General features: G+C 69.3%; 24 protein-coding genes and 1 rRNA gene. 11 read left to right on the top strand and 14 right to left on the bottom strand.

The annotated features are described in order from the left end of the window. Nucleotides 1-7: 7 nt before the first annotated feature. Nucleotides 8-715 carry a PIG-L deacetylase family protein gene (locus tag MEICH_RS0103680; RefSeq protein WP_027891490.1) on the bottom strand — a complete coding sequence of 236 codons (708 nt, stop codon included), beginning with the start codon at nucleotides 713-715 and terminating at the stop codon, nucleotides 8-10. A gap of 228 nt (nucleotides 716-943) precedes the next feature. Between MEICH_RS0103680 and MEICH_RS0103675 the strand changes: the two genes are divergently transcribed. Continuing rightward, nucleotides 944-2,434, top strand: a 16S ribosomal RNA gene (locus MEICH_RS0103675). A gap of 246 nt (nucleotides 2,435-2,680) precedes the next feature. Continuing rightward, nucleotides 2,681-3,979, top strand: a complete 1,299-nt coding sequence (locus MEICH_RS0103670) for a cytochrome P450 (RefSeq protein WP_027891489.1) — start codon at nucleotides 2,681-2,683, stop codon at nucleotides 3,977-3,979. A gap of 191 nt (nucleotides 3,980-4,170) precedes the next feature. Here the strand turns inward: MEICH_RS0103670 and MEICH_RS0103665 are convergent, their stop codons facing one another. The 4 genes from MEICH_RS0103665 to MEICH_RS0103650 form a co-directional block, all read right to left on the bottom strand. Then, on the bottom strand, nucleotides 4,171-4,578 hold the full coding sequence (locus tag MEICH_RS0103665; protein ID WP_027891488.1) for a hypothetical protein: 408 nt from the start codon (nucleotides 4,576-4,578) through the stop codon (nucleotides 4,171-4,173). 10 nt (nucleotides 4,579-4,588) lie between these two features. Then, nucleotides 4,589-5,041: a hypothetical protein gene (locus MEICH_RS0103660; RefSeq protein WP_157202600.1), complete on the bottom strand. Its 453-nt coding sequence runs from the start codon at nucleotides 5,039-5,041 to the stop codon at nucleotides 4,589-4,591. A 39-nt stretch (nucleotides 5,042-5,080) separates the two neighbouring features. Next, nucleotides 5,081-6,694, bottom strand: coding sequence for an acyl-CoA dehydrogenase family protein (locus MEICH_RS0103655; RefSeq protein WP_027891486.1), 1,614 nt, complete (start codon nucleotides 6,692-6,694; stop codon nucleotides 5,081-5,083). Nucleotides 6,695-6,764: 70 nt separating this feature from the next. Next, nucleotides 6,765-7,295, bottom strand: a complete 531-nt coding sequence (locus MEICH_RS0103650) for a hypothetical protein (RefSeq protein ID WP_027891485.1) — start codon at nucleotides 7,293-7,295, stop codon at nucleotides 6,765-6,767. A 106-nt stretch (nucleotides 7,296-7,401) separates the two neighbouring features. Here MEICH_RS0103650 and MEICH_RS23475 point away from each other — a divergent pair, with 106 nt between their 5' ends. Continuing rightward, a complete protein-coding gene (locus tag MEICH_RS23475; protein WP_036218266.1) occupies nucleotides 7,402-7,758 on the top strand; it encodes a response regulator transcription factor in 357 nt (118 codons plus the stop codon). Between the two features lie 122 nt (nucleotides 7,759-7,880). Here the strand turns inward: MEICH_RS23475 and MEICH_RS0103640 are convergent, their stop codons facing one another. From MEICH_RS0103640 to dnaA, 6 genes are all read right to left on the bottom strand, one after another. Next, complete coding sequence (locus MEICH_RS0103640) at nucleotides 7,881-8,369, bottom strand: GNAT family N-acetyltransferase (protein ID WP_051303886.1); 489 nt, start codon at nucleotides 8,367-8,369, stop codon at nucleotides 7,881-7,883. 73 nt (nucleotides 8,370-8,442) lie between these two features. Next, a complete protein-coding gene (locus MEICH_RS23470; protein ID WP_218916381.1) occupies nucleotides 8,443-9,678 on the bottom strand; it encodes an MFS transporter in 1,236 nt (411 codons plus the stop codon). Between the two features lie 272 nt (nucleotides 9,679-9,950). Next, on the bottom strand, nucleotides 9,951-11,375 hold the full coding sequence (gene pyk, locus MEICH_RS0103630; protein ID WP_027891483.1) for a pyruvate kinase: 1,425 nt from the start codon (nucleotides 11,373-11,375) through the stop codon (nucleotides 9,951-9,953). Further along, nucleotides 11,362-12,630, bottom strand: a complete 1,269-nt coding sequence (eno, locus tag MEICH_RS0103625; protein WP_027891482.1) for a phosphopyruvate hydratase — start codon at nucleotides 12,628-12,630, stop codon at nucleotides 11,362-11,364. Before eno ends, pyk begins: the two co-directional genes overlap by 14 nt. A gap of 264 nt (nucleotides 12,631-12,894) precedes the next feature. Next, nucleotides 12,895-13,977: a DNA polymerase III subunit beta gene (gene dnaN, locus MEICH_RS0103620; protein WP_027891481.1), complete on the bottom strand. Its 1,083-nt coding sequence runs from the start codon at nucleotides 13,975-13,977 to the stop codon at nucleotides 12,895-12,897. 297 nt (nucleotides 13,978-14,274) lie between these two features. Beyond that, nucleotides 14,275-15,594: a chromosomal replication initiator protein DnaA gene (gene dnaA, locus MEICH_RS0103615; RefSeq protein ID WP_027891480.1), complete on the bottom strand. Its 1,320-nt coding sequence runs from the start codon at nucleotides 15,592-15,594 to the stop codon at nucleotides 14,275-14,277. Nucleotides 15,595-15,689: 95 nt separating this feature from the next. On the opposite strand from dnaA, the gene mnmG reads away from it, so the two are divergent. From mnmG to MEICH_RS0103590, 5 genes are all read left to right on the top strand, one after another. Continuing rightward, entirely contained in the window at nucleotides 15,690-17,489 is a 1,800-nt protein-coding gene (gene mnmG, locus MEICH_RS0103610) for a tRNA uridine-5-carboxymethylaminomethyl(34) synthesis enzyme MnmG (protein WP_027891479.1), read from the top strand. A gap of 61 nt (nucleotides 17,490-17,550) precedes the next feature. After that, nucleotides 17,551-17,922, top strand: a complete 372-nt coding sequence (locus MEICH_RS0103605) for a hypothetical protein (RefSeq protein ID WP_051303885.1) — start codon at nucleotides 17,551-17,553, stop codon at nucleotides 17,920-17,922. Further along, nucleotides 17,919-18,647, top strand: a complete 729-nt coding sequence (gene rsmG, locus MEICH_RS0103600; protein WP_027891477.1) for a 16S rRNA (guanine(527)-N(7))-methyltransferase RsmG — start codon at nucleotides 17,919-17,921, stop codon at nucleotides 18,645-18,647. Before MEICH_RS0103605 ends, rsmG begins: the two co-directional genes overlap by 4 nt. 6 nt (nucleotides 18,648-18,653) lie before the next feature. Beyond that, on the top strand, nucleotides 18,654-19,403 hold the full coding sequence (locus MEICH_RS0103595) for a ParA family protein (protein WP_027891476.1): 750 nt from the start codon (nucleotides 18,654-18,656) through the stop codon (nucleotides 19,401-19,403). Next, entirely contained in the window at nucleotides 19,387-20,205 is an 819-nt protein-coding gene (locus tag MEICH_RS0103590) for a ParB/RepB/Spo0J family partition protein (protein WP_027891475.1), read from the top strand. Before MEICH_RS0103595 ends, MEICH_RS0103590 begins: the two co-directional genes overlap by 17 nt. A 74-nt stretch (nucleotides 20,206-20,279) precedes the next feature. Here MEICH_RS0103590 and MEICH_RS0103585 read toward each other — a convergent pair whose 3' ends face one another. The 3 genes from MEICH_RS0103585 to MEICH_RS0103575 are packed head-to-tail and all read right to left on the bottom strand — an operon-like array spanning nucleotide 20,280 to nucleotide 23,490. Next, entirely contained in the window at nucleotides 20,280-22,319 is a 2,040-nt protein-coding gene (locus tag MEICH_RS0103585) for a DNA internalization-related competence protein ComEC/Rec2 (protein ID WP_027891474.1), read from the bottom strand. Then, complete coding sequence (locus MEICH_RS0103580) at nucleotides 22,316-22,663, bottom strand: ComEA family DNA-binding protein (protein ID WP_420804458.1); 348 nt, start codon at nucleotides 22,661-22,663, stop codon at nucleotides 22,316-22,318. The genes MEICH_RS0103585 and MEICH_RS0103580 overlap by 4 nt, the downstream gene beginning before the upstream one ends. Next, entirely contained in the window at nucleotides 22,639-23,490 is an 852-nt protein-coding gene (locus MEICH_RS0103575) for a hypothetical protein (protein WP_157202599.1), read from the bottom strand. Before MEICH_RS0103575 ends, MEICH_RS0103580 begins: the two co-directional genes overlap by 25 nt. A gap of 23 nt (nucleotides 23,491-23,513) precedes the next feature. Between MEICH_RS0103575 and MEICH_RS0103570 the strand changes: the two genes are divergently transcribed. The 3 genes from MEICH_RS0103570 (at nucleotide 23,514) to MEICH_RS0103560 (ending at nucleotide 25,536) form a co-directional block, all read left to right on the top strand. Continuing rightward, the gene (locus MEICH_RS0103570) at nucleotides 23,514-24,188 is read left to right on the top strand and encodes a glycerophosphodiester phosphodiesterase (RefSeq protein WP_027891471.1); all 675 of its coding nucleotides are present in this window, start codon (nucleotides 23,514-23,516) and stop codon (nucleotides 24,186-24,188) included. A gap of 17 nt (nucleotides 24,189-24,205) precedes the next feature. Continuing rightward, nucleotides 24,206-24,400: a hypothetical protein gene (locus tag MEICH_RS0103565; protein WP_027891470.1), complete on the top strand. Its 195-nt coding sequence runs from the start codon at nucleotides 24,206-24,208 to the stop codon at nucleotides 24,398-24,400. 68 nt (nucleotides 24,401-24,468) lie between these two features. Further along, the gene (locus MEICH_RS0103560) at nucleotides 24,469-25,536 is read left to right on the top strand and encodes a glucose-1-phosphate thymidylyltransferase (protein WP_027891469.1); all 1,068 of its coding nucleotides are present in this window, start codon (nucleotides 24,469-24,471) and stop codon (nucleotides 25,534-25,536) included.

The raw sequence follows: 25,536 nt of genomic DNA, 5'->3' as shown, positions 1-25,536 counted from the left end.
CGGCGCCCTACAGCAGCTCGCTCTGCGGCTCGCCCTGGTAGCCCGCCAGGTGGAAGGTCTCCCTCGCCAGCCGCTCGGCCGAGCGGTCCATGAAGCCGAGCACCGAGAGGGCCTGGGTGCGGTGCTGGGCCATGGCCCTGAGCTTTTGGGTCAGGACGGGGACGGGGAGGGGCCGGTAGTGCGTGGGGGGAAGGTAGCCCTCTTCGTGGCCGGGGTAGGGGGTGGGCGGGGCGTAGTAGAAGAGCTTCAGCGGCCGGCCGTAGCGCTCGGCCGCTGCCCGCACCCAGCGGCTGGTGGCGACGTGGTCCACGTGGCCGTTGACGCCGTTGGGCGGGAAGGTGATGACCGCCCGGGGCCTGAGGCTCTCCAGGCGCTGCACCAGCAGGTCCGCGATCTCGGGGTGGTCGCCCACCCCGCGGTTGATGGCGAAACCCGCGCCCCGGGCTTCCCCATCGACGACCATGCCGGGGCGGGCGTTGGGGAAGTCGTAGAGCTCGAAGTGCCCGATCTTGAGCACCTCCACCGCCCGGCGCAGCTCCTCGGCGCGGAAAGCCCCCAGGTGCGGGGCCTCGCACAGCCCCAGTGTCCGGCCCGCCTCCCCCTTGGTCAGGGTGATGAGGCCGGTCTCGAGGCCCCGCTCGGCGTACTCGATGAGGGTGCCGCCTGCGCCAAACACTTCGTCGTCGGGATGCGGAACGATCACCAGCAGGTCCATAGCGCCTCATCCTACCCTGCAACGGGGCGCTCGAGCCCCACGGAGAGGGCGTTTCGGCCGGGTTCGGCGGCGGGACAGATGCCCCCCTTGACAGCTTTGCGAATCCTTGATACTCTCTTCTTTGCGTCGCCTAACGGTGACCGCGAACCTTGAAAGCACAGATCGGGAAACCACTGAAGTAAATACGTGCGTAAAGCACACCCAAAAACGGCACTTCGGTGCCGCCTGTTCTTGGAGAGTTTGATCCTGGCTCAGGGTGAACGCTGGCGGTATGCCTAAGACATGCAAGTCGCACGGGCCGGTTTCGGCCGGCCAGTGGCGGACGGGTGAGTAACACGTGGGAGACGTGCCCTCGAGCGGGGGAAAACCGGGGGAAACCCCGGCTAATCCCCCATGTGGACGGCCGCTGTGGCGGCCGTCTAAAGCCTCGGCGCTTGGGGATCGGCCCGCGGCGCATCAGGTAGTTGGTGGGGTAAGGGCCCACCAAGCCGACGACGCGTAGCTGGTCTGAGAGGACGACCAGCCACAGGAGCACTGAGACACGGGCTCCACTCCTACGGGAGGCAGCAGTTAGGAATCTTCGGCAATGGGCGAAAGCCTGACCGAGCGATACCGCTTGAAGGACGAAGCCCCTCGGGGTGTAAACTTCTGAACTCGGGACGATGGTGACGGTACCGAGGTAATAGCACCGGCTAACTCCGTGCCAGCAGCCGCGGTAATACGGAGGGTGCGAGCGTTACCCGGATTTACTGGGCGTAAAGGGCGTGTAGGCGGTCCCTCAAGTCCGATGCTAAAGACCGGGGCTCAACCCCGGGGGTGCGTTGGATACTGTCGGGCTAGACGGTCGGAGGGGGCAGCGGAATTTCCGGAGTAGCGGTGAAATGCGCAGATACCGGAAGGAACGCCGATAGCGAAGGCAGCTGCCTGGACGACTTGTGACGCTGAGGCGCGAAAGCGTGGGGAGCAAACCGGATTAGATACCCGGGTAGTCCACGCCCTAAACGATGAGTGCTGGGTGTCCGGCTCCTGCCGGGTGCCGTAGCTAACGCGTTAAGCACTCCGCCTGGGAAGTACGCACGCAAGTGTGAAACTCAAAGGAATTGACGGGGGCCCGCACAAGCGGTGGAGCATGTGGTTTAATTCGAAGCGACGCGAAGAACCTTACCAGGCCTTGACATCCCGCGAACCCCGCCGAAAGGGGGGGGTGCCCGCAAGGGAGCGCGGAGACAGGTGCTGCATGGCCGTCGTCAGCTCGTGTCGTGAGATGTTGGGTTAAGTCCCGCAACGAGCGCAACCCCTATCCCCAGTTGCCAGCAGTCCGGCTGGGCACTCTGGTGAGACCGCCCGCGAAAGCGGGAGGAAGGCGGGGATGACGTCTGGTCCGCATGGCCCTTACGGCCTGGGCGACACACGTGCTACAATGGCTGCGACAGAGCGCCGCCACCCCGCGAGGGGGAGCCAATCGCGCAAACGCAGCCCCAGTTCGGATTGGAGTCTGCAACTCGACTCCATGAAGCCGGAATCGCTAGTAATCGCGGATCAGCCACGCCGCGGTGAATACGTTCCCGGGCCTTGTACACACCGCCCGTCAAGCCATGGAAGTGGGTTCTGCCTGAAGTCGCCGGTAGCCTTGGGCAGGCGCCGAGGGCCGGGCTCATGACTGGGGCTAAGTCGTAACAAGGTAGCTGTACCGGAAGGTGCGGCTGGATCACCTCCTTTCTAAGGAGTACTCAGTTGTACGCCACGCGCGTGCAGCTCAGCAACTCGCCCGATCTGTGCAAGGTTCACTCTCCCCACCCTCACGGGTGGGGAGTTTTCTTTTAACTCCCCTATCGCCCTTCGCCATGGCTTTGCCGCTCGCGGTTCGCGAGCACGGGTTGTGAGCGGTGTTGACCGTACCGCAGAGCGCTCTATGGGCCAAACCCCCAACGCCCTTGTCCCCCGGCAGGGTAAGCTTTACGGGATATGGTGCGCGACCTGCCCGACCTCGAGCTCCGCCAGGAGCCGCTGCGCTTTTTCACCCAGCTCGCCCGCGGCGGCCCCGACATCTCCACTTTCCAGTTCGCCAGCGGGCAGGAGATCGTCTTCCTCAACCACCCCGACCTGGTGCGCGAGGTGCTCGTCGAGCGGGCCGAGATGTTCCACAAGTCGGAGATGACCCGGGCCTTCGCTGGGGGCATGGGGCACGGCATCCTGGTGAGCGAGGGCGAGTTCTGGAAGCAGCAGAGCCGCCTGATGCGCCCGGCGTTTCACTACAAGCGCCTGCTGGGCTACGCCGAGGTCATGACCCGCTTCACCCTGGACATGCTCGAGGGCTGGCAGGACGGCGACCTGATCCACGTGGACGAGGAGATGAACGCCCTGACGCTGCGGGTGGTGGCTAAGTGCATGTTCAACGTCGAGGCCAAGGACGACCGCGACATCATGCACAAGGCCATCATCCTGGGGCAGCAGGTGGTGGGGCACATGATCCACGGCTGGCTCACCGACCCCCACTGGACCCCCTCGCTCAACCGCGCCGGCATCCGGGTGGTGCGGGCCTTGAACGAGATGGTGCAGCGCCACATCGCCCAGCGCCGTGCCCAGGGCGAGCCGGGCGACGACCTGCTCTCGATGCTCATGGAGGCCCAGCAGCAGGCCGACATCCAGATGAGCGACCGGCAGTTGCGCGACGAGGTGCTGACCGTGATCACGGCGGGCCTCGAGACCACCGCCAACGCCCTGATCTGGACCTGGCACCTCCTCGACCGCCACCCCGAGGTGCGGGCCAAGCTCCGCGCCGAGCTCGACGCGCTGGGCCGCATCCCCGCCTTCGAGGACCTCCCCCGCCTGACCTACCTCGACCAGGTGTTCAAGGAGGCGCTGCGGCTCTACCCGCCGGTGTGGATCATCGGCCGGGAGGTGGCCGCCGAGGAGGGCGTGGAGCTGGGCGGGATGTACCTGCCCTACAAGTCGCAGTTGGTGCTGTGCCAGTGGACCCTGCACCGCGACCCCCGCTTCTTCGAGAACCCCGACGCCTTCATCCCCGAGCGTTGGACGCCCGAGTTCGAGAAGTCCCTGCCCCGCGGGGCCTACTTCCCCTTCAGCCTGGGCCCCAGGGTCTGCACCGGCCAGAGCTTCGCCACCACCGAGTTCAAGATCATCGTGGCCGGGGTGCTGCAGCGCTTCGACCTCGAGCACGCCGAAGAGACCGAAGTCCAGCCCGAGCCCAACTTCACCCTGTGGGCCAAGGGCGGCCTGCGGATGCGGGCGAGGGCACGTTAAACGGTAAGCGGTCAGCCGTCAGCAGCTCGTGGCTCGTGGTAAACCCCTCTCCGGCGGCGGGGAGGGAATATCCCCCCAGCCCCCCTTGTTAAGGGGGGTAAGGAAAGGGTGTTTCGCGTCTTGCGTCTTGCGTTTGGCGTTTAGCTATCGGCTATGGGCTATCGACCACCGACCACCGACCATCGACATCCCTACCCCAACCGGCACCAGTACAACTGGCTCGCCCCCTTCGCCAGCAACCAGTAGCCGATGATCAGCTCGCCCTTGCCGCCGGTGAGCTTGTAGGCCTCCACCGTGGACTCCCCCTGGGCCACCTGGCCCTTGGACTCGACCTTCCAGCCTGCTTTCTTGAGGGCTTCGTTGAAGCCGTCCACGAGCTTGCGGTACTCGTCCTGGGTGGCCTGCTTGAAGCTCCAGCCCTCGAAGATCTGGCAGCGCTTGCCCTCGGTGACGGCGAAGGCCCGCAGCACGCGCTCGTCGAAGGTCTTGACCGCGGTGGCCCCCTCGACGGGCAGGGGCTGTCCGAGGACCCTCGAGGCGCTCTGGGCCAGCGCGAGGGTGAGCAGCAGGGCGAAAAGGCTGAGCAGCAGTTTGTTCACGCGGTCTCCGTCATTTGTTGATCTCGTCGAGCAGCGCGGCCAGCACCCGCTGCTGGCTGGACTCGGCGATGGCCTTGGCCCGCTCGGGGTTGAGCTCGGCGAGGATCTGGTAGGCGGTGGAGCCCTGCAGCTCGGAGAGGGCGTTGTCGCTCTTGTCGGTGTCGACGATGCGGTTCATGTTGTCGCTGAAGACCACCTCGGCGATGCGGGCGACCATCTTGGGCTGCTCGTTGCCGATGTACTCCTTGAGCAGGATCAGGGCGATGTCCTGGCGGGCCTGGCTCTTGGTGTCGGAGAGTTCGTCGATGAGGCTTTGGATGAAGTCGCGCTGGGCGATGGAGTCGGCGATGCGCTGCGAGCCCAGGTTGAGCGCCCAGCCCAGCACCACCGGGATCGCCACGATGGACGCCTTGCTGACCACGTCCCAAAACCCCGACCAAAACGCCGATGAGCGATCTTGCATAAGCCTCCCGACCTGTACTGTAGTGTAGCCGAGGATGAGTTACGCGGGGGTTTCCGGGGCCGTCTCCCCGGCCCACACCTGCGGCTCCTTCAGGGCCCACGCCGGGTATTCCTCGCCCCCCAGGAAGCGCCGGGCGTAGAGGGCGGCCAGCTTGGCGTAGCGCTCGCCCCCGGCGGCCTCGAGGTCGTATAAGAGCGCCACGCTGGCGGCGTCGGACAGGGTGCGCAGGGCCTCCTTGGCGTGCCACTGGGCCTCGGCGGGCTCGAGGCCGCGCAGGCGGTCCAGGGTGCGCCGGAGGGCCCCGAGCGCGAGGCGGGCCTCCTCGGTCCCGACCGCCTCGAGCCGGGGCACGAACTCTGCCAGGAAGGGCTCTTGGGCCCCCTTGCGGGTGAGCACCTCGAGGGTGTCGAGGGCCTGGACGTTGGCCGGGCCCTCCCAGATGGGGGTGATCAGGGCCTCGCGGCTGAGGCGGGCGATGGCGAAGTCCTCCACGAAGCCCACCCCGCCGAAGAGCTCCATGGCGAGCTGGGTGCAGTAGGTGCCGTGCTCGGCGGTGCGGGCCTTGGCGAGGTGGGTGAGCAGGCGGGCATAGTGGTAGCGCGGGTCGTAGGGGGGGCGCAGGAGCCAGGCCTCGTCCCAGGCGGCCACCGCCCGGAAGGTGAGGGCCAGGCCCCCAGCGATGCGTACCGCCAGGTCGGTGAGGTCGCGGCGCACCAGGGGGTGCTCGAGCAGCGCCCGCCCGAAGGCCTTGCGCTGCCGCACGCGGAAGAGGGCCTCGAGCTGGGCCTTCCTCGCCAGCCCCATCGCGCCGCAGGCGTTGGCCAGGCGCGAGAGGGTGAGGGTCTCGAGCAGGTAGTAGATCCCCTCCTCGGCCCTGCCGATCAGGTGGGCCTCGGTGCCCGCGAACTCGACCTCGCCGGAGGGTACCGCTCGGGTGGCCAGCTTCTCCTTCAGGCGGCGCACCCGGTAGTTGAGCCGGCCCTGCGCGTCCAGGCGGGGCACCAGGAACAGCGCGATCCCCTTCGGCCCCGGCGGGGCCCCTTCCGGGCGGGCGGAGACGATGGCGTAGTCGGTGAGCCCGGCGCCGCTCGAGAAGTACTTCTCGCCCTCCAGCCGCCAGGCCTCGCCGTCCCACAAGGCCCGGGTCTGGTTGGCGCCCAGGTCGGAGCCGCCCTGCACCTCGGTCATCCAGGTGGCGCCAAAGGCTTCCCCGCTCAAAAGCTGCTCCTTCCAGGCCGAGAAGCGCGGTGCGTACTTGTGGATGCTGTAGATCACGCAGTTGGTGATGGTCTGGACGCAGTAGAGGCCGGGGTCGGCGAGCAGGTAGCCCTGGGCGAAGTGGTGGTGCCAGCTCCCGCCCTCGTAGGGCGGGCGGTTGACGGCCGCCAGCCGCCGCAGCAGGCTCTCCTGGGCGGGCGACAGGCGCACGCGGTCGATGCGGTTGCCCGCCAGGTCATGCATCACCAGCACCGGGCGGGCCTCCTTGTCCACGTGGTCGGCCACGCGGTAGGCCTCGCCCCCGGCCAGCTCCCCGAAGGCCTCGAGCTCCCCCCGGCGGGCCTCCCAGCCGCGCCAGTAGCGCCCCAGCAGCGCCGGGAGGTCGGGGTCGAGCCGGAAGTGGTTGTGCCCGTAGGCGTAGGATTGGTGTTCCATGGCTTTTGGCCGTAGTTTACGCCCTGCCGGGCCCGGCAGGCTGAGGGTGCCGCAGGGACCGGGGTCAGGGTCAGGTCAGCTTGAGCTTGGGGTTGCGCCCGCGCCCCTTGCGCGGGGGCAGCGCGTCCCAGTCGCGCTCGAGGTGCTCTTCCAGGTCGCGGCTCTGCTCCTCCTCCACCGAGCGCACCACGGCCTCGAGGCTTTGCACCGCCTTCCCCACCACCTCGGCGTGGCGGGCTAGCTGGGCCCGCACCCCCTCTTCCAGGCCCTTCTTGCGCAGCATCTTGCGGGTGGCCTCGAGCACGCGGCGGCTGTTGAGCACGTGGACCCGCAGGTCGTGGATGTAGGCCTGGTCGGTGAGGCCCAGGCGGTGGGCGCGGCTGCTGGGCTCGCGCCAGCGCTTGAGGTCGCCGCGCTCGACCATCGGCCGCACCACCTTGAGGAGCGCGGCCTTGCTCACCCCGAGCCGTGCCGCGAGCTCGCCCAGGCTCTGCGGCTCGGAGGCGAGCAGCAGCAGGGCGATCACCTTGCCCTCCAGAACCGGACGCCCCACGCAGTAGTAGGCGTCGCCAAGCTCGTCGATAAAGTCGTTCGGGTTCATTTTGAGCCAAGAACAATTTATCGCTCAGTCCCGTCTCAGCCGCGGATCATAAACTTATGGGTTCACGATAGGGCTGCAAGCGTTCTAAAAGCAATAGATTGCCTGCATGCACCGGATCCTCGTGATCGACGACGATCCTAGCGTATGCAGCTTCCTGCGGCGCGGCCTCACGCTCGCGGGCTTCACCGTGCAGACCGCCGCCGACGGGCCGGCAGGGCTCGAGGCGCTCGAGCGCTTCGCCCCACACCTGGTGATCCTGGACCGGAAGATGGGCGGCATGAGCGGGCCGGAGGTGCTGGCGCGGCTGCGGGAACGATGCCCCCGGCTGCCGGTGATCATGCTCACCGGCCGGGTCCCCGAGGACAGCGAGGACGACGGCCTGGGGGTCGAGGCCTACCTGGTCAAGCCGGTGGAGTTCCAGGAACTGCTCGGGACCATCGGGGCCCTGATAGGCCGCCCCTGAAGGCGTGACGCCACCTCGAGGCCGTCTAGAGGTCCACATCTTGACCTCCCAGCGCTACGGGCGCGTGGGCGAGTCCCGGCTGCCGACGCGGGGCGATCAGGCGTTCGGCCCGACCGGGCGGCTCACGCCAGCCGCTTGCGCAGCACGAAGGGCGGCGGGGTGCGGGGGTTGGCCGAGCTGTAGACCAGGCTCGCGTCCAGGACATAGCCCTGAGCGCTGTACCACTCCACCAGCCGGTACTGGTCGTGGCGCACCGCCAGCCGTACCTCCCGCACGCCGTGCCGGGCGGCGTCTTCCTCGAGCAATCCCAGCAGCTTCGGCCCCAGGCCCAGCTTGCGGTACCCGGGCAGCACGCCCAGCTTGTGCACCTCGCAGACCCCCTCCTCGCCGGGGTGCGGCACCCAGCGCACCGAGGCCACCACCTCTCCCCCGGCCTCGGCCACGAAGCCGCGCCCGCGCTCGAGGTCGGCGAGCACCTTTTCGGCCGTCTCGAGGTGGCCGCTGGAGTCGGGTGCCACCCGCCCGGCCCAGGCCCGGCGCACCATCCGGGCCACGGCTTCGGCGTCGGCGGGCCGCATGAGGCGGAGGGTGACCGGCGGGAGGTCTTCCATCCCGTAAGCCTACCAAGGGCAGGGGGCTCGAGGCCCCTCCCCGGAAACGCCCGCTCCCGGGTGCGGCTGCCGGTCAGTGGCTGGCGGCGGGCCGGGCGGCGCGCTCGAAGAGCACCAGGCCCAGCGCGCTCAGGTAGCCCACCGCGGCGAAGACCAGCCAGGGCAGGGCCTCGAGGCCGCTGGCACGGCCCCAGTCCAGCAGCACGCCCCCGGCCAGGTTGCCCAGCGCCCCGCCCACCGCCAGACCCAGCCAGCCGAAGCCCATGTACGAGCCCAGCGCCCGCGGGTCGGCGAGCTCGGCCATCACCACCTGCTGGTGGGGCGAGAGGATCACCACCCCCAGCGCGAACACCGCCACGCAGGCCAGCAGCGCCACGATGCTGCCCGCCAGCGCGATCAGGCCCAGGCCGGTGGACATCACCACCGTCCCCAGCACCAGCGCCCGCAAGGGGCTCAGGCGGCCCTCGAGCGCCCGCACCAGCGGGTACTGCAGCCCCACGCTGATGACGGTGTTGAGCAGGAAGACCCAGCTCACCGCCGTGCTGGTGCCGGCCAGCCGCTCGGCCTGCAGGGCGATGCTCAGCGAGAGCTGCACCCACAGCATGAAGTAGCCCATCGAGACGGCGGTGAAGCCCACGAAGCGCCGGTCGCGCAGGGCCATGCCGATGCCCTCGAGCAGCCCCCGCTCCCCGCTCGAGACCCGCACCGGCGGCAGCAGGAAGGCGGTGATGCCGTAGCACAGCACGTAGCACAGCCCCGCCACCACCGCCACCGCGTCGAAGCTGGCCCGGATCAGCAGGCCCCCGGCCAGCACCCCCAGCGCCATCCCCACGTTGCCCAGCGTGCCCTGCAGCGCGAAGACCCGCCGCCGGGTGGCCTCGTCGCTCAGCGCGGTCACCGCCGCCGACTTCGGCGACTCGAACAGCGCCCCGCCCAACCCCGCCAGCAGCCCGCTCAGCATCAGCAGGGCGAAGCTGTCGGCCCACGCCAGGCTGACGAAGCCCACCGCCCGCACCAACAGCCCGCCCAGGATCAGCCCCTTGGCCCCGAAGCGGTCGGCCAGCGCCCCGCTGAATACCGTGACCCCCTGCTGCACGAACTGCCGCACCGCCAGCACGCCCCCCACCGCCGCGGCCGCCCAGCCCAGCCCCCCCACGTAGTGCACCGAGATCAGGGGCACCACCATGAAGAACCCCGCCCACATCAGGAAGTTGTCCACGAGCAGGATGGTGATGCCCCGCGCCCGGGCAGGGTCGTCGGGGATGCCGGCGGCCTGCCGGAAGCGCTGGGTCACGATCTGAACAGTCACCGCTCGAGCCTACCCCCTTTTCCCGAGAACCGTCTTAGGACTGGGCGGGGCTAGCGTCGGGTGCTGGGTTCAGAGGGAACGGGAGGCCTGCGGCTCGTGGTCTGCCCCTCCCCAACCCTCCCCGCACGTAGGGAGGGAATATCCCCCCTGGCCCCCCTTGCTAAGGGGGGTAAAGAAGGGGCGTCTTCCGTACAACGTAGGACGTACGACGTAGGACGCGCAGGACGTACGACCCGCACCCGGCGTCCGGCTATCAGCTATCGACAACCCCCCTAACTCACCCGCTCCACCCGCAACATGTTCGTCGTCCCCCGCACGCCGAAGGGCACCCCCGCGGCGATCACCACCCGGTCGCCGGGGTCGGCCATGCCGGCCTGCTTGACCATCCGCAGGGCGATGTCCACCATGTCCTCGGTGTCCCTGGGGTCGGGGGCTAGCAGCGGCAGCACCCCGCTGATGAGGGCGAGCTGGTTGCGCACGTGGGGGTTGGGGGTGAGCGCCAGCACCGGCACCGAGGGCTTGGTGCGCGCGATGCGACGCGCGGCCCCGCCGGTGGCGGTGAAGGTCACGATGAGCTTGGCCCCCGAGGCGTCGACGACGTTGTCCACCGCCAGGGCGATGGCGTCCTGCACCGAGGGCGTGGGGGCGGGGCGCAGTTCCTGCAGGCGGTTGAGGTACTCGGGGCTGGCCTCGATCTTGCGGGCCACCTTGGCCATGGTCTGCACGGCCTCCACGGGGTAAGCGCCGGAGGCGGTCTCGGCCGAGAGCATCACCGCGTCGGAGCCGTCGAAGATGGCGTTGGCCACGTCGGAGGCCTCGGCGCGGGTGGGGATGGGGTTCTTGACCATGCTCTCGAGCATCTGCGTGGCGGTGATCACCGCCTTGCCGGCGTGGATGGCCTTGAGGATGACGCGCTTTTGGATGATGGGCACCTCCTCCAGCGGCATCTCCACGCCCAGGTCGCCGCGGGCCACCATGATCCCGTCGGCCTCCTCCAGGATCTCGTCGAAGCGGGCCACCGCGCTCGGCTTCTCGATCTTGGCCATCAGCCGGGCGCGGGAGTTGTGGCGGTTGAGGTAGTGGCGGGCTAAGAGCAGGTCGTCGCGGCTGCGGACGAAGCTCATGGCCACCCAGTCGACCTCGAGCTCCACCCCCAGCGCCAGGTCCTCGATGTCCTTGTCGGTGAGCGCGGGGATGGAGAGGTCGGCGCCGGGGATGTTGATGCCCTTGTTGTTCGACAGCCGCCCGCCCACCTGCACGGTGGTGTGGATGTCGTTGCCGCGCACCTCCTCGACCTTGAGCCGCAGGTTGCCGTCGTCGAGGAGCAGGATCATGCCGGGCTCGACGTCCATGGGCAGGCCGCGGTAGGTGGTCGAGACCCGGCTGGCGTCGCCGTCGACGGGGTCGCTGGTGATGGTGAAGCGCTGCCCCACCTGCAGCTCGACCGCGCCCTCGGCGAAACGCCCCACCCGGATCTTGGGGCCCTGCAGGTCCTGCAGGATGGCCACGGTGCGCCCAAGCTCCTCCGAGACCTGGCGGATGACCTGCACGCGGCCCCGGTGGTCCTCGGGGGTGCCGTGGCTGAAGTTGAGGCGGAACACGTCGGCCCCGGCCTCGATCAGGGCCTTGATGACCTCGGGGCTGGAGGAGGCCGGCCCCAACGTGGAGACGATCTTGGTGCGTTTAGAAAGCGCCATATCCCAAAAACCTCGCCCCCACGCCCAACTCTTCCTCGATGCGCAGGAGCTGATTGTACTTGGCGAGGCGGTCGGAGCGCGAGGCCGAGCCGGTCTTGATCTGGCCCGCGTTGACCGCCACGGCGATGTCGGCGATGGTGGAGTCCTCGGTCTCGCCCGAGCGGTGCGAGAGGATGGCGGTGTAGCCCGAGCGGTGGGCCAGGCGGATGGCCTCGAGGGTCTCGGAGAGGGTGCCGATCTGGTTGACCTTGACCAGGATCGAGTTGCCCACCCCCTGCTCGATGCCCTGCTTCAGCCGCGCGGGGTTGGTGACGAAGAGGTCGTCGCCGACGAGCTGGATGCGCTTGCCCAGGCGCTGGGTCAGGAGCTTCCAGCCCTCCCAGTCGTCCTCGGCCAGGCCGTCCTCGATGGAGACGATGGGGTACTGGTTGACCCAATTCTCCCAGTAGGCCACCATTTCCTCGCTCGAGAGCGCCCTGCCCTCGGACTCGAGGTGGTACTTGCCGTCCTTGTAGAGCTCGGTGGTCGCCGGGTCGAGCGCGAAGGAGATGTCCTTGCCCACCTCGTACCCCGCCTTCTCGACCGCCTCGACAAGCACCTCCAGAGCCTCTACGTTCGATTTTAAGTCGGGTGCGAAGCCGCCCTCGTCCCCGACATTGGTGTTATAGCCCCGGGCCTTTAAAACCGATTTTAGGGCGTGGAAGGTCTCGACCCCGTAGCGCAGGGCCTCGCTGAAGCTCGGGGCCCCCGCCGGCACCAGCATGAACTCCTGGAAGTCCACGTTGTTGTCGCCGTGCTTGCCGCCGTTGATCACGTTCATCAGGGGCACCGGCAGGGTCACGCCCTGCACCCCGCCCAGGTAGCGGTACAGCGGCAGGCCCAGCGCCTCGGCCGCCGCGCGGGCCGTGGCCAGCGATACCGCCAGGATGGCGTTGGCGCCCAGGTTGCCCTTGTTGGGCGTGCCGTCGAGCTCGAGCAGGGCCCGGTCCACGGCCTCCTGATTGAGCGCGTCGAGGCCCTGCAGCTCGTCGGCGATGTGCTCGTTGACGGCCGAGACCGCCTTGAGCACGCCCTTACCCCCGAATCGCTGGCCGCCGTCGCGCAATTCCACCGCCTCGTGGGCCCCGGTCGAAGCCCCCGAAGGCACCAGGGCCCGGCCCCGCGCGCCGCCCTCGAGGATCACCTCGGCCTCGACGGTGGGGTTGCCCCGCGAGTCCAGCACTTCCCGGCCCTTGATTTCCACAATCGTCGTCATAGCGTTGCTCCTCCGTGGAAACACTTACAACCGGGTCACAGTCTACACCTTGACTCTTGGTATACCGAAAGTGGGGCGTCCCGGGGATGGACGCGGTATAGCTGGGGACAGGAGGCACATGGCTCGTGGCGTGTGGTTGACCCCCTCCCCCACTCTTCCCGCCAGCGTCGAGGGGCGAGGCGTCTGGCGTTTTGCGTCTGGCGTTTTGCGTTTAGCTATCGGCTATGGGCTATCGGCCATCAGCGTTCGCCCGCCGTGCCGCCCCTACACCCGCAGCGGCACCACCACCGACAAATACCCGCTGTCCTCCACCGCCTGCACCAGGCTCGGGCTGGTGGGCCCCGAGAGCGAGAGCTTCACGCCGCCCTCGATGGGGCCCAGGGCGTCGATGAGGTACTGGGCGTTGTAGGCCACCACCAACTGGGGCTCGCCCTTGGCCTCCACCGCGATCTCCTCGCGGCCGCGGCCGTAGTCGCCCTCGGAGTTGATCTCGAGCTTGTCGCCGCTGAAGATCAGGTCCACGCGGTGGTTGTTGCGGTCGGAGAGGACGGCCACGCGCTTGAGGCTCTCGCGCAGGGCGTCGGCCTGGAGGGTGGCCTCGAGCACGAAGCTCTGCGGGATGACGCGGGCGTAGTCGGGGAATTCGCCCTCCATCAGCTTCACCGCCATGCGCACCGCGTCGCCCACCAAGGTCAGCGTCCCCTCCCCTACCTCGACGGAGACGTCGCCCTGCACGTCCTTGAAGATGCGGATGATCTCGTCGGCGCTGCGGGCGGGCACTACCAGCTTGCGCGTCGAGTCGCTCGAGACCGGCAGGTCGTAGCGGGCCAGGCGGTAGCCGTCGGAGGCCACGGCCCGCAGGTTGCCGGGGGAGAGCTCGAGCTGCACCCCCCGGAAGATCGCGCGGTACTCCTCAGTGCTCGCGGCGTAGCGCACGCGGGTCATGGCCTGGGCCAGCCGCGCGGCCGGCAGCTTCTCCCCGGCGGGCTTGCGGAAGGAGAGCTCGGGGTAGCCGTCGGGGTTGGTGGTCTGGAGCTGGGTGCGGTAGCTGCCGGAGATGAGCTGCATCTGCTCGGCGAAGATCAGCTCGATGAGCTCGCCCGGGGTGCTGCGCACGATCTGGAAGAAGGGCTGGGCGGGGATGAGCACCTGCCCTTCCCCGTTGGTCTCGGCCGAGAGCCGGACCTCGAGGTCGACCTCCCCGTTGGTGCCCCGCAGAATCAGGCTACCCTGCCCCAAGGTGATGGGCAGGTAGGTCAGGATGGGGTTGGAGCTACGGCTGGGGATGATCCGTTCGAGGATTGAGAGGCCATCGGCCAGGGTCTTTTTCGGGATTCTCGCTTCCATAGTCTCGGCCTTTTAAAGCTCTACTTCTTCTGTCTTTAAAGACTTTAAATAATTAGTAGTAATAGTAGTAGGGCCTGTGGATAGTGTGGAAAAGTGGCTTAAAGCGCCATTCCCATCACCAATTGGCTGTGGATAACTTCTGTGGATAACCCACCCCCAGCTGTGGATAACTTGTGGATAACCTCCCCACTTATCCACAGGGTCTGGGCGGATCGAGTTATTCACAGGGCTTTCCACAGACTTATCCACAGCTTATCCACAGAGTTATCCACAGGCTGAAGGGCTGCCGAACCGACCTCACCCCAACCGCTCCCGGATGGCCCGGAGGTTCTGCTGGAGGTTGGTGTCGCTGTCGAGGGCCTCCTGTACTTTCTGGATGGCGTAGAGCACGGTGGTGTGGTCGCGGCCGTCGAAGAACTGCCCGATCTCCGGCAGCGAGGAGTGGGTCAACTCGCGGATGAGGTACATCGCCACCTGCCGGGGCAGCACCACCTCCTTGCGCCGGCCGGCCCCCTTGAGCTCGTCGATGCGCAGGCCGTAGAACTCGGCCACCGCCCGCAGGATCTCCTCGGGGGCGTACTCGGCCTTGGCCATGAACACGTCGGAGAGGGCCCGCGCCGCCACCTGCTTGCTGATCTCCACCCCGTTCAAGGAGGCGTAGGCCACCACCCGCATCAGCGAGCCCTCGAGCTCGCGGATGTTGGAGGTCACCACCTTGGCGATGTACTCGAAGACCTCGTCGGGGATGCGGATGCCCCGGTACTCGGCGTTCATCTTCAGGATCGCCACGCGGGTCTCGAGCTCGGGCGACTGGATGTCGGTGATGAGGCCCCACTCGAAGCGGCTGCGCAGGCGGGCGGCGAGGGTGAGGATGTCCTTGGGCGGCCGGTCGGAGGACAGGATGATCTGCTTGCCGGCCTCGTACAGCGCGTTGAAGGTGTGGAAGAACTCCTCCTGCGTGCGCTCCTTGCCGGCGATGAACTGGATGTCGTCGACGAGCAGCAGGTCGACCGAGCGGTAGCGGTCGCGGAACTCGGTCATGCGGTCTTTCTGGATGGCCTCGATGAGCTCGTTGGTGAAGGTCTCGGTGGAGATGTACTCGATCTTGAGCTGGGGGAAGCGCGAGGCCACCGAGTGCCCCACCGCGTGCATGAGGTGGGTCTTGCCCAGCCCCACGCCCCCGTAGATAAACAGCGGGTTGTAGGCCTTGCCCGGCGACTCGGCCACCGCCACCGCCGCGGCGTGGGCCATGGAGTTGTTGGGCCCGACCACGAAGTTCTCGAAGGTGTACTTGGAGTTGAGCCTCGAGCGCGGGTCGGTGGGCTTGCCGGGCTCGGGGGCGGCGGAGAAGATGTCTTCCTGGACGGGGTTCCCCGGGGTGACTTTGAGTTCGAAGCGCGGGGTCTGGGCCCCCAGGTGCAACAGAGCTTCCTGGATTGTTTCCGTATAATGCTTCTTGATCCACTCCCCGGCGAACGACGTGGGAACCCCCAGCTCGAGCACCCCGTTGTAGACGCCGAGCGGGCGGATCTTCACGAACCAGGTGTTGTACTCGACGTCGGTGATGCTCTGGCGAATGTAATCCAGGACGTTTTGCCAGATGGTGTGCTGGGTCAAGGCCACTCACTCCTTGCAAAGGCCGTGCGCGCGGTGCGCTGCCTAGGGCTTGACCATTCTATTGCACATTCCCGGCATCTGCTAAAGTGGTTAAGATGGCGGTCTACGACGTAATTGTGGTGGGTGGCGGGCACGCGGGGATCGAGGCAGCCTGGGCGGCGGCGCAGGCGGGTGCTAGGGTGGGCCTGGTCACCAGCAACCCCGAGCGCATCGGCCTGATGCCCTGCAACCCGGCGGTAGGCGGGCCGGGCAAGAGCCAGTTGGTGGCCGAGATCGTGGCCCTGGGCGGGCTGATGGGCCGCCTGGCCGACGCCACGGCCATCCACACCCGGGTGCTCAACCGCTCCAAGGGCCCGGCGGTGCAGAGCCTGCGGGTGCAGGTCGACCGCGACGCCTACGCCCTGGGGGCCCAGCGCGTCCTCCTGGCCCACCCGGGGATCGAGAGCGTGCGGGCCGAGGTCGCGGCGCTGTGGCTCGAGGGCGGTCAGCTCCGGGGCGTGCGCACCGTGGACGGCCGGACCCTCGCGGCCCAGGCCGTGGTGGTCGCCAGCGGCACCTTCCTCAGCGGGGTCGTCTGGTACGGACGCCAGTCCCGCCCGGCCGGCCGCCAGGGCGAGCCCCCTGCCCGCTTCCTCTCCCAGAGCCTGCGCGAGGCCGGCCACACCCTGCTGCGCTTCAAGACCGGCACCCCGCCGCGCATCCAGGCCGACTCGGTGGACTACGCCGCGCTCGAGACCGTCCCCGCCGACGACCCGCCCGGCACCTTCACGGGGCAGCCCGGCCCCCACGCCACCGCCCGCCCCACCTGGCAGACCCGCACCACCGAGGCCACCCACCGCCTGATCCAGGAGAACCTGCACCTCTCCCCTCTTTACGGCGGCGACATCGAAGGCGTCGGCCCGCGCTACTGCCCGTCCATCGAGGACAAGGTGGTCCGCTTCGCCGACAAAGAGACCCACCTGCTCTTCGTGGAGCCGGACGGCCTCGAGACCTCCGAGCTCTACCTGCAGGGCTTCTCCTCGAGCCTCCCCCCCGAACTCCAGGAGCGGATGGTGCGCAGCCTCCCCGGCTTCGAGCGTGCGGTGATCCAGCGCTACGCCTACGCCGTGGAGTACGACGCGGTGCGCTCGACCGAGCTCACCCCCGGTCTCCAGTCGCGCAAGCTGCCGGGCCTCTTCACCGCCGGGCAGCTCAACGGCACCAGCGGCTACGAGGAGGCCGCCGCCCAGGGATTGCTGGCGGGGCTCAACGCCGCCCGCTACGCCATGGGCCTCGAGGAGGCGGTGCTGCCCCGCGACTCCGGCTACATCGGGGTCATGGTGGACGACCTCGTGCACCGGGGCACCGACGAGCCCTACCGCATGATGACCTCGCGGGTCGAGCTGCGCCTGCTGTGCCGGGCCGACAACGCCGACGAGCGGCTGGCCGAACGCGCCGTGGCCTGGGGGCTGCAGCCGGCAGAGCGGCTCGAGGCGGTGCGCCAGAAGTACGCCCGGGTCGAGGCCGAGCTGAAGCGGCTCGGCGCCGTTCGGCTCGAGGGCGTCTCGGCCGCGCACTACCTGCGCCGCCCGGAGGTCGGCTACGCCGACGTGGTGGAGAAGATCGGCGCGGGGGATCTCCGGGGCGAAGAGGAAGCCCAGCAGGTCGAGATCCGGGCCAAGTACGCGGGCTACATCGACCGCCAGCTCAAGCTGCGGGAACGACTCGCGGAGCTCGACGCATACCAAATACCCGAGAGCCTGGCCTACGCCACGGTGCCCAGCCTCTCGAGGGAGGCCGTGGAGAAGCTGTCCAGGGTGCGCCCCCGCACCGTGGCCGAGGCTTCACGGGTGCCCGGCATCCGCGATTCCGACCTCACCGCGCTGCTGATCCACCTGACTAAAGTTCCTGCCTAGCGTTTCACGTGAAATCTCACGGTGAAACAACTGGGGGGGTACCCGTGCCGGATGTGGCACAATGTTTCACGTGAAATCTCACGGTGAAACAGCATTCGACCCCGGCAGCTTCCACCAGGGCCTGTTGCTGGGGATCCTCATCGGGGAGGGGCATTTCGGCGGGGACGGCCGCCAGCCCCAGGTGACGTTGCGGATGCACTCGAGGCACCACGAGCTGTTTGCCTGGCTCACCCAGCAGGTTCCCGGCTCCCGGCTCTACGGCCCCTACGACCACGGCGGGCGGAGCTATTACCAGTGGATCGTCCGGGGCGCCGCCCTGCGCGAGTACCTGGTCCCGCTGCTCGACCGGCTGCCCTGGGCCCACGTCGACCCCCCGAGCTACCGGCGCTACCAGGAGATGAAGCTCCGCTACGGGCTGGAGGTGGGGGCATGAAGCTCTCGGAGGAGGGGAAGCGGCTCTTGCTGGAGGGGGCCCGGGCCCTGGGTGAAGACCTCGGGCCGCACCTGCCCCGGTTCGAGCAGCTTTACGACCGCCTGACCGAGGCCAACCGGCAGGTCAACCTCACCGCCCTGCGCGAGGAGCCGGCCATCGTGCTCAAGCACTTCATCGACTCGCTGAGCTGCCTGCTCAGCGGCCGGCTCGAGGGGGAGCTCGAGGTCATCGACGTAGGCACGGGGGCCGGCTACCCGGGGCTGCCCCTCAAGATCGTGCGGCCTGCCTTGCGCATGCACTTCCTCGAGGCCACCCGCAAGAAGCTCCGCTACGTCGAGGAAACCAGCACGGCCTTAGGCCTGCTCGGCACCGCCTTCCTGTGGGACCGCGCCGAGGCCGTCGCTCACCAGCCGCGGTGGCGGGAGCACTTCGACCGCGCGGTGGTCCGGGCCGTGGGGCCGGTGGGGGAAATCAGCGAGCTCTGCCTCCCGCTGCTCAGGGTCGGGGGCTACCTCATCGCCCAGAAGGGGCCCGAGGTGGGGGCCGAGCTCGAGGGGGCGGAGGAGGGGTTGAAGCCGCTGGGCGGGGTGCTCGAGGAGGTCAAGGCCTTCGAACTCCCCTTCACCGGTGACCAGCGCCGTCTCGTCATCATCAAAAAAGTGGCCCCCAGCGCCCCGCGCTACCCCCGCAAGCCCGAAGCGATCGCCCGACATAGATTATTCTGATAGCCAATGAACCGCATCGGCATAGTCAACCAGAAGGGCGGGGTGGGCAAGACCACCACCGCCATCAATCTGGCCAGCTATCTGGTCAGGGCCGGGCAGCGGGTGCTCTTGGTCGACCTCGACCCCCAGGCCAACGCCACCTCGGGGCTCAACCAGCAGCCCACCGACGACGGGATCTACTCGCTGCTGCTGGGCGAGTCGAGCCCTGAGCAGAGCGTGCGGGAGATCGCCCAGGGCTTCCACCTCCTGCCCGCGGGCGCCGACTTAGTGGGGGCCAACGCCGAGCTCACCCACCAGCCGCACCGCCTGCGGGAGGTGCTCGAGCCCATCAGCCCGGTCTACGACCTCATCCTCATCGACGCGCCGCCCAGCCTGGGGCCCCTCACCCTCAACGCCCTGGTGGCCTCCGAGGGGCTGCTGGTGCCGGTACAGGCCGAGTACTACGCCCTCGAGGGCATCGCCGGGCTGATGGAGACCGTCGACGAGGTGCGCGGCTCCCTCAACCCGGCCCTGCGGCTCCTGGGCGTGCTCATCACCATGTTCGACTCCCGCACCCTGCTCTCGCAGCAGGTCGAGTCCAACATCCGCTCCCACCTAGGAGAAAAAGTGTTCTGGACGGTGATTCCCCGAAACGTTCGGCTGGCCGAGGCCCCCAGCCACGGGCAGGCCATCGGCGACTACGCCCCCACCTCGAGCGGGGCCCACGCCTACCGCCGCCTGGCCGAGGAGGTGATGCGCCGTGTCCAAGAAGCTTAGCGGCCTGGGGCGGGGCCTCGAGGCCCTGATCCCCAAGAGCCAGGGCTCGCTCAACCGGCTCCCCCTGGCCCTCATCCGGCCCAACCCCGACCAGCCCCGCAAGCACTTCGACCCCACCGCCCTGGCCGAGCTCGCCGCCTCGATCAAGCAGAAGGGCCTGCTCCAACCGCTGCTCGTGCGCCCCAAGGGCGACGTCTACGAGCTCGTCGCCGGCGAGCGGCGCTTCCGCGCGGCGCAGGAGGCCGGCCTGAGCGAGGTCCCGGTCATCATCCGCGACCTCGGCGAGCGGGAGGTGCTCGAGATCGCCCTCATCGAGAACCTGCAGCGCGAGGACCTTAACCCGGTGGAAGAGGCCCAGGGCTACCAGCGCCTCGTCGAGATGGGGGCCAGCCAGGAGGAGATCGCCCTGGCCGTGGGCAAGGCCCGCGCCACCGTCAGCAACGCCCTGCGGCTGCTGCAGCTCCCCCCGGCCGCGCTCGAGGCCCTGCGCCAGGGCCAGATCACCGCCGGGCACGCCCGGGCCCTGCTGATGCTGCCCGAGGATCAGCGCGAGTGGGGCCTGAACCAGATCCTGGGCCACCAGCTCAGCGTGCGCGACGCCGAGCGGCTGAAGGAGAAGACCCCGCCCGCAGCCAGGAGCCACGAGAGGGCCGAGGCCTACCTCGACATCGCCCGCGCCCTGAGCCGCCAGCTCGGCTTCAAGGTGCGCTTCAGCGGGGAGAAGAAGGGCAAGCTCGAGATCAGCTACCACTCCGAGGAGGAGCTCACCGCCCTGCTCCAGCGGCTGGGCTACGAGGCCTGAGCGCCTGCCGGGCGAACGAGGGCTGCGGCGCGAGCTCGTCACCCCGCTCCCCGGCAAGCTCACGCCGCAGCCGCTCAGCGCAGCGGGACCCGGACTGCCCCCTCGAGGTCGGTGCGCCGCACCGCGACGCCGTGCCTTCGCAGGCGCTCCAGGACGGCGGGGGTCGGGTGGCCGTACACGTTGGCCCCCACGCCGATCACCGCCAGGCGGGGCCGGAAGCGCTCGAGCAATTCCTCCCCCGTGCTGCCGGCCGAGCCGTGGTGCCCCACCTTGAGGACGTCCACGGGCCCCGCCTCCCAGTGGGCCTCCTCGGAGACCGGGGCATCCCCGGTGAACAGGACGCGCCGGCCCCGCCACTCCAGCACGAAGACCAGGCTGCGGGCGTTGTCGTCCGCGCCGCTGGCCCTCGGCCCCAGGAAGCGCAGCCGGGCCTCGCCCACCCGGAGCACGCTCCCCGCGCCGGCCTCGAGCGTTCGCACGCCCCGGGCTCGAGCCGCCTCGCGCAACCGCCGGTCGTGCTCGTCGCCGGGCCGGGGAGGGCCGGTGACGAGCGCCCCCACCCTCACGCTGCCCAGCACCTCGGGCAGCCCGCCGACGTGATCGGCGTCGGGGTGGGTGGCGACGACGAGCTCGAGGTCGTCCACGCCCAGCGCCCGCAGGGCCCCGACCACCCGCCCGCCGGCCCAGTCCCGCCCCCCGTCCACTAAGACCTCCACCCCGCCCGGCAGCCGCAGCAGCGCCGCGTCCCCCTGCCCGACGTCGAGCTGCCAGTACTCCGCGGGGGGAACCAGCAGGCCCAGGCCGGAAGCCAGGGCCGCGCTCCCGCTCAGCAGCGCCCCGCGCCGCCAGGAGATCCGCCGGTAGAGGGCGGCGAGCAGCGGGAGGACCGCGAGGTAGTACAGCGCGAACCCCGCCGGGGAGATCTCGCCCCAGCGCAACTGGGGCCCCTGGGCGAAGAGCGCCACCAGGCCCAGCGTCAGCCGGCCCAGCCCCTCGACCGGCCAGGCCAGCCATTCCCCGGCGAACATCTTGAGGAAGCCCAGCGGCACCAGCAGGTTGAGGAAGGGCAGCACCAGGAGGTTGGCGATAGGGGAGAGGAGGGGCAGGGCGTGGAAGTTGTGCAGCAAAAGCGGCAGCAGCAGGAGCTGGGCGGCGAAGGTCACCGCGAAGCCGGCCAGCACCCAGCCCCGGACGCCGGCGGGGCGGGGCAGGCGGGGCAGCACCAGCGCCATGCCCAGCACCGCGAGGTAGGAGAGCTGGAAGGAAAGGCTGAAGAGGGCAAAGGGCTGGGCCAGCAGGTGCGCCGCCAGGGCCCAGGCCAGCGCCGCCAGCACGTCGACCCTGCCCTTGCCCAGGAACAAAGCGACGAGCACCAGGGCGGCCATGATCTCCGCCCGCACCAGCGAGGCCGAGGGGCCCACCAGGGCGAGGTAGGCCAGCAAGACCGCCAGGGCCGCGAGGTAGCGGTACGGGCCCAAGAAGCTGAGCAACAGCACCAGAAAGCCCGTCAGGATGGCGACGTTGAGGCCCGACAGCGCCAGGGCGTGCGCCAGCCCCGAGCGCTGGAACTGCTCGTAGGTCTCGCCCAGGTCGCGCCGCTCGCCCAGGGTCATGGCCACCGCCAGGGCGGCCACGGCGGGGGAGAGGCCGGCCTCGAGCCGCCCCCTCACCGCCTCCCGCGGCCCGCTCGGCGGGGGCTGGCTCCCGAGCACCCGCTCCACCTTCAGGACCGCCGTGACCCCTACTCCCCGCAGCCAGGCCGCCTGGTCGAAGCCGCCGGGGTTGCGCCGGCCCTGCGGGCGCTGCAGCACCCCGCCGAGCCGGTAGCGCCCGTCCTTCAGCGCTGGGAAGTGCCGCACGTAGACCCGGCCCTGCGGGGTGCTGAGGAAGCCCTCCCGGAGGGTGCCCTCCAGCTCCACCCGCTGCCCGACCTGGCCGGCCCAGGGGTCGGCGGGCAGGAGCAGCCGCAGCCACAGCAGCGCGAAGGCCGCGGCGAAGAACCAGCGCTCGGGCCGGGGCCAGAAGGGGAGGAGCAGCAGGCTCAGGTACGCCAGCGGGCCGGCCTGGGTCAGCGCCCCGGCCAGGGCGCCGAGGCCGAGGGCGTGGGGGATCATGGCACGACGAGGGGTCGCAGGCGCTCGAGGGTCTTAGGCCCGATGCCCTTCACGCGGTCGAGCTCCTCGACGCTGCCGTAGGGCCGGCCCTCCACGATGCGCCGGGCCAGGGCCGGGCCGACGCCGGGCAGGCGCTCGAGCTCCTCGAGGCTCGCCCGGTTGAGGCTGAGCGGCTGGGGGCTGGGCGCTGAGGCCGGGTCGCTGGCCGCAGGCGACACCGCGCCCGGGCTTACCACCTCCACCGGGACGAAGCGCTCGGTCAGGCGGGGCCAGAGGCTCGCCACCCCCAGGCCCGCGACGAGCAGCAGGTAGAGTGCGGTCAGGAGGTCTCGGACAGACGCCACTGGATGCCCGCCAGCCCGAGCCCGAAGACCACCACGCCCAGCGTGGTCCACACGTCGGCGGCCGGGTCGCTGGCCTTGAGCGCCACGTAGGCCAGGCTGTAGGCCAGGGTGACCGCGGACAACACCTTCATCAGCACGCCCGTTCCCGAGCGAGGGCGGGCCTGCGTGATTACGGCCGGCCGCTCGGGGACGGTGGGCACCGGGGTGGGGACAGGAGCCGGGGCCTCCTCGAGCGAGGGTGTGGGGGCCGCGGGCTCCTCGGCGGTCTTGCGGGTGCGCTCCTCCTCCCACACCTGGGTGGGCGCGGGCGGGAAGTCGGGCTCGTTGTCGGGGACCTGGATCACCGAGGGGTGGCGCGGCTCGTGCGGCGCGGCCTGGGGCTGGGACTCCGGCCAGACCGTCTCGGCGGGGGGAGGGGGGGTGTAGGCGGCCACGGGCTCCGGTTCCGGCATGGGCACGGGCTCCGGCTCGGCTCGAGGCGGCGGGGCCGCCTGCACGGCCGCGGGCGGCGGCGAGGACTGGGTCTGGGTGCTGCGGGCGCGCACCACGTGCTCCTTGAGCGACTCGAGGAAGTTCTTGAGCTCGTCCACCTTGAAGGCCGTCAGGGGGATGTCCATCAGAGAGCCCTGGGCACCCAGCACGGCGACGGTGTTGCCCTCGCCGCGCGATATGCGCTTGATTGAGTTCAGGGGCGTGCTGCTGCCCCCCTCGTCGCTGAGAAACCACAGGTCCCTACGGGTGATGGCGATGACGCCACCCGGCCCTTCCAGGCGGGCAATCACCTCGTCCCGCACCAGTTCTGCAAGACGCGCATCGTATTTGCCCATATGTGTCAATATACACTATCGCTATGGATACGCGCTTATTGCTGGGTCACCGGGGATCACCGCGTCGGGCACGCGAAAACACCCTCGAGTCCTTCGCCATGGCCCTCCAGGACGGCCTCGACGGCGTCGAGCTCGACGTCCAGCGCAGCCGCGACGGGGTGCTGGTGATCCACCACGACTTCGACCTGGAGGGCGTTCCCCTCGCCGAGCTGGACTGGGTCGAGATAAGGCGGAGGGCCCCGTGGATGCCCCGGCTCGAGGAGGTCTTCGAGCTCTTCGAGGCCCACCCTGAAGCCTGGATTAACCTCGAGCTCAAGAGCCAGCCGCCCACCTCCGACGGGCGGGAGGCGGCCCTGGCCCGGCTGCTGGGGGCCTGGGGCGGGCGCGGGCGCGCCTGGGTCTCCAGCTTCGACCCCCTGGCCCTGATCCGCCTGCGCCGGCAGGGCCTCGACGTGCCCCTGGCCCTGCTCTACGCCCAGGAGGAGGTGCTCGAGCTGCTCCCCTGCCTGGGGGTGCAGGGCGTTCACCCCCACCACAGCCTGCTCAGCCGCGAGGAGGTCGAACGCCTGAGGGGGCAGGGCTACTTCGTGGCGACCTGGACCGTCAACGACGCCCGCCGGGCACGCGAACTCCTGGAGTGGGGCGTGCGCGGGGTGATCGGCGATGTGCCCGATGAACTCAAAGCCGCGCGGGATTGACTATCCTAGGAGATGGTATGGAGGGCATCCGCTTCCGGCTGATCTTCGCCAACGACCCCGACGTGTTCCAGGAGCGCATTAACCGCTTCATCGCCGACCTCGACGAGGACGTGGTGCTCGTCGACGTCAAGTTCTCGACGGCCATGCAGGGCGCGCAGGTCAACTACTCAGCGCTCGTTCATTACAAGGAAGTAGAAAGCTGGAAGGACTGACTCGAGCCCGCCCGGGCCAGCGGAGCCTGCCCGGCCGGGGAGTCTGGGCATGACGTGAGGAAGCTCGTATGAAAGGACTTATTCTCTCCGGCGGCAAAGGCACCCGCCTGCGCCCTCTGACCCACACCCGGGCCAAGCAGCTCATCCCCATCGCCGGCAAGCCCAACCTCTTCTACGCCCTCGAGGACCTCCTCGAGGCGGGCATCCGCGACGTCGGGGTGATCCTCAGCCCCGAGACCGGCGACGAGGTGCGCGAGGCCCTGGGCGACGGCTCCCGCTGGGGCGTAAACCTCACCTTCATCGTGCAGGAAGCCCCGCTGGGCATCGCCCACGCCGTCATGACCGCCCGGGACTACCTGGGCCAGAGCCCCTTCGTGCTCTACCTGGGCGACAACCTGCTCTCCGGCGGCATCCGGCACCTGGTCGAGGAGTACCAGCAGACCCAGCCCCAGGCCATCGTGCTCCTGACCGAGGTCGAGGACCCCCGCGCCTTCGGGGTGGTGGTGCTCGACGTGCAGGGCCGGGTGGTGCGCCTGGTCGAGAAGCCCAAGGAGCCCCCGTCCAACCTGGCGCTGGTGGGCGTCTACCTCTTCAGCCCCGCCATCCACGACGTCATCGCCACGCTCAAGCCCTCCGGGCGCGGGGAGTACGAGATCACCGAGGCCATCCAGGGGCTGGTCGAGCGCGGCCAGAAGGTGGTGGCCCACCAGGTGCGCGGCTACTGGAAGGACACCGGCAAGCCCGAGGATCTCCTCGACGCCAACCGCCTGGTGCTCTCCCAGATCGCCCGCCGGGTGGAGGGCGAGCTCGAGCACGCCGACGTGGTGGGCGAGGTGGTGGTCGAGCCCGGCGCCCGCATCGTGCGATCGACCGTGCGCGGCCCCGCCTTCATCGGGGCGGGCAGCCTCGTCGAGGACAGCTTCATCGGCCCCTACAGCGCCATCGGCAAGGGCGCCAAGGTCATCGGCAGCGAGCTGGAGTACTCCATCCTCATGGACCAGGCCGAGGTGCGCCAGCTCGCCTACCGCCTCGACGCCAGCATCCTCGGCCACGGCGTGGTCGTGGACGGCCAGGGCAGCACCCGCCGCCACACCCTGCAACTGGTGCTGGGCGACCGCAGCCAGGTCAAGCTGTGA

It is taken from the genome of Calidithermus chliarophilus DSM 9957 (assembly GCF_000430045.1).
GTDB classification, from domain to species: Bacteria; Deinococcota; Deinococci; order Deinococcales; family Thermaceae; genus Calidithermus; species Calidithermus chliarophilus.
Note: the sequence above shows the minus strand (reverse complement) of the source record. Positions and strands in the feature narration are given on the sequence as shown.

Excerpts from the sequence above, each read along its gene's own strand:
- MEICH_RS0103560 (WP_027891469.1), top strand. The coding sequence starts at position 24,469 with ATGAAAGGACTTATTCTCTCCGGCGGCAAAGGCACCCGCCTGCGCCCT.
- MEICH_RS0103605 (WP_051303885.1), top strand. The coding sequence starts at position 17,551 with ATGTTTCACGTGAAATCTCACGGTGAAACAGCATTCGACCCCGGCAGC.
- rsmG (WP_027891477.1), top strand. The coding sequence starts at position 17,919 with ATGAAGCTCTCGGAGGAGGGGAAGCGGCTCTTGCTGGAGGGGGCCCGG.
- MEICH_RS0103595 (WP_027891476.1), top strand. The coding sequence starts at position 18,654 with ATGAACCGCATCGGCATAGTCAACCAGAAGGGCGGGGTGGGCAAGACC.
- MEICH_RS0103650 (WP_027891485.1), bottom strand. The coding sequence starts at position 7,295 with ATGAACCCGAACGACTTTATCGACGAGCTTGGCGACGCCTACTACTGC.
- MEICH_RS0103575 (WP_157202599.1), bottom strand. The coding sequence starts at position 23,490 with ATGGGCAAATACGATGCGCGTCTTGCAGAACTGGTGCGGGACGAGGTG.
- mnmG (WP_027891479.1), top strand. The coding sequence starts at position 15,690 with ATGGCGGTCTACGACGTAATTGTGGTGGGTGGCGGGCACGCGGGGATC.
- MEICH_RS0103640 (WP_051303886.1), bottom strand. The coding sequence starts at position 8,369 with ATGGAAGACCTCCCGCCGGTCACCCTCCGCCTCATGCGGCCCGCCGAC.
- MEICH_RS23475 (WP_036218266.1), top strand. The coding sequence starts at position 7,402 with ATGCACCGGATCCTCGTGATCGACGACGATCCTAGCGTATGCAGCTTC.
- MEICH_RS0103585 (WP_027891474.1), bottom strand. The coding sequence starts at position 22,319 with ATGATCCCCCACGCCCTCGGCCTCGGCGCCCTGGCCGGGGCGCTGACC.
- eno (WP_027891482.1), bottom strand. The coding sequence starts at position 12,630 with ATGACGACGATTGTGGAAATCAAGGGCCGGGAAGTGCTGGACTCGCGG.
- MEICH_RS0103655 (WP_027891486.1), bottom strand. The coding sequence starts at position 6,694 with ATGGAACACCAATCCTACGCCTACGGGCACAACCACTTCCGGCTCGAC.
- pyk (WP_027891483.1), bottom strand. The coding sequence starts at position 11,375 with ATGGCGCTTTCTAAACGCACCAAGATCGTCTCCACGTTGGGGCCGGCC.
- MEICH_RS0103565 (WP_027891470.1), top strand. The coding sequence starts at position 24,206 with ATGGAGGGCATCCGCTTCCGGCTGATCTTCGCCAACGACCCCGACGTG.
- MEICH_RS0103660 (WP_157202600.1), bottom strand. The coding sequence starts at position 5,041 with ATGCAAGATCGCTCATCGGCGTTTTGGTCGGGGTTTTGGGACGTGGTC.
- MEICH_RS0103670 (WP_027891489.1), top strand. The coding sequence starts at position 2,681 with ATGGTGCGCGACCTGCCCGACCTCGAGCTCCGCCAGGAGCCGCTGCGC.
- dnaN (WP_027891481.1), bottom strand. The coding sequence starts at position 13,977 with ATGGAAGCGAGAATCCCGAAAAAGACCCTGGCCGATGGCCTCTCAATC.
- MEICH_RS0103570 (WP_027891471.1), top strand. The coding sequence starts at position 23,514 with ATGGATACGCGCTTATTGCTGGGTCACCGGGGATCACCGCGTCGGGCA.
- MEICH_RS0103680 (WP_027891490.1), bottom strand. The coding sequence starts at position 715 with ATGGACCTGCTGGTGATCGTTCCGCATCCCGACGACGAAGTGTTTGGC.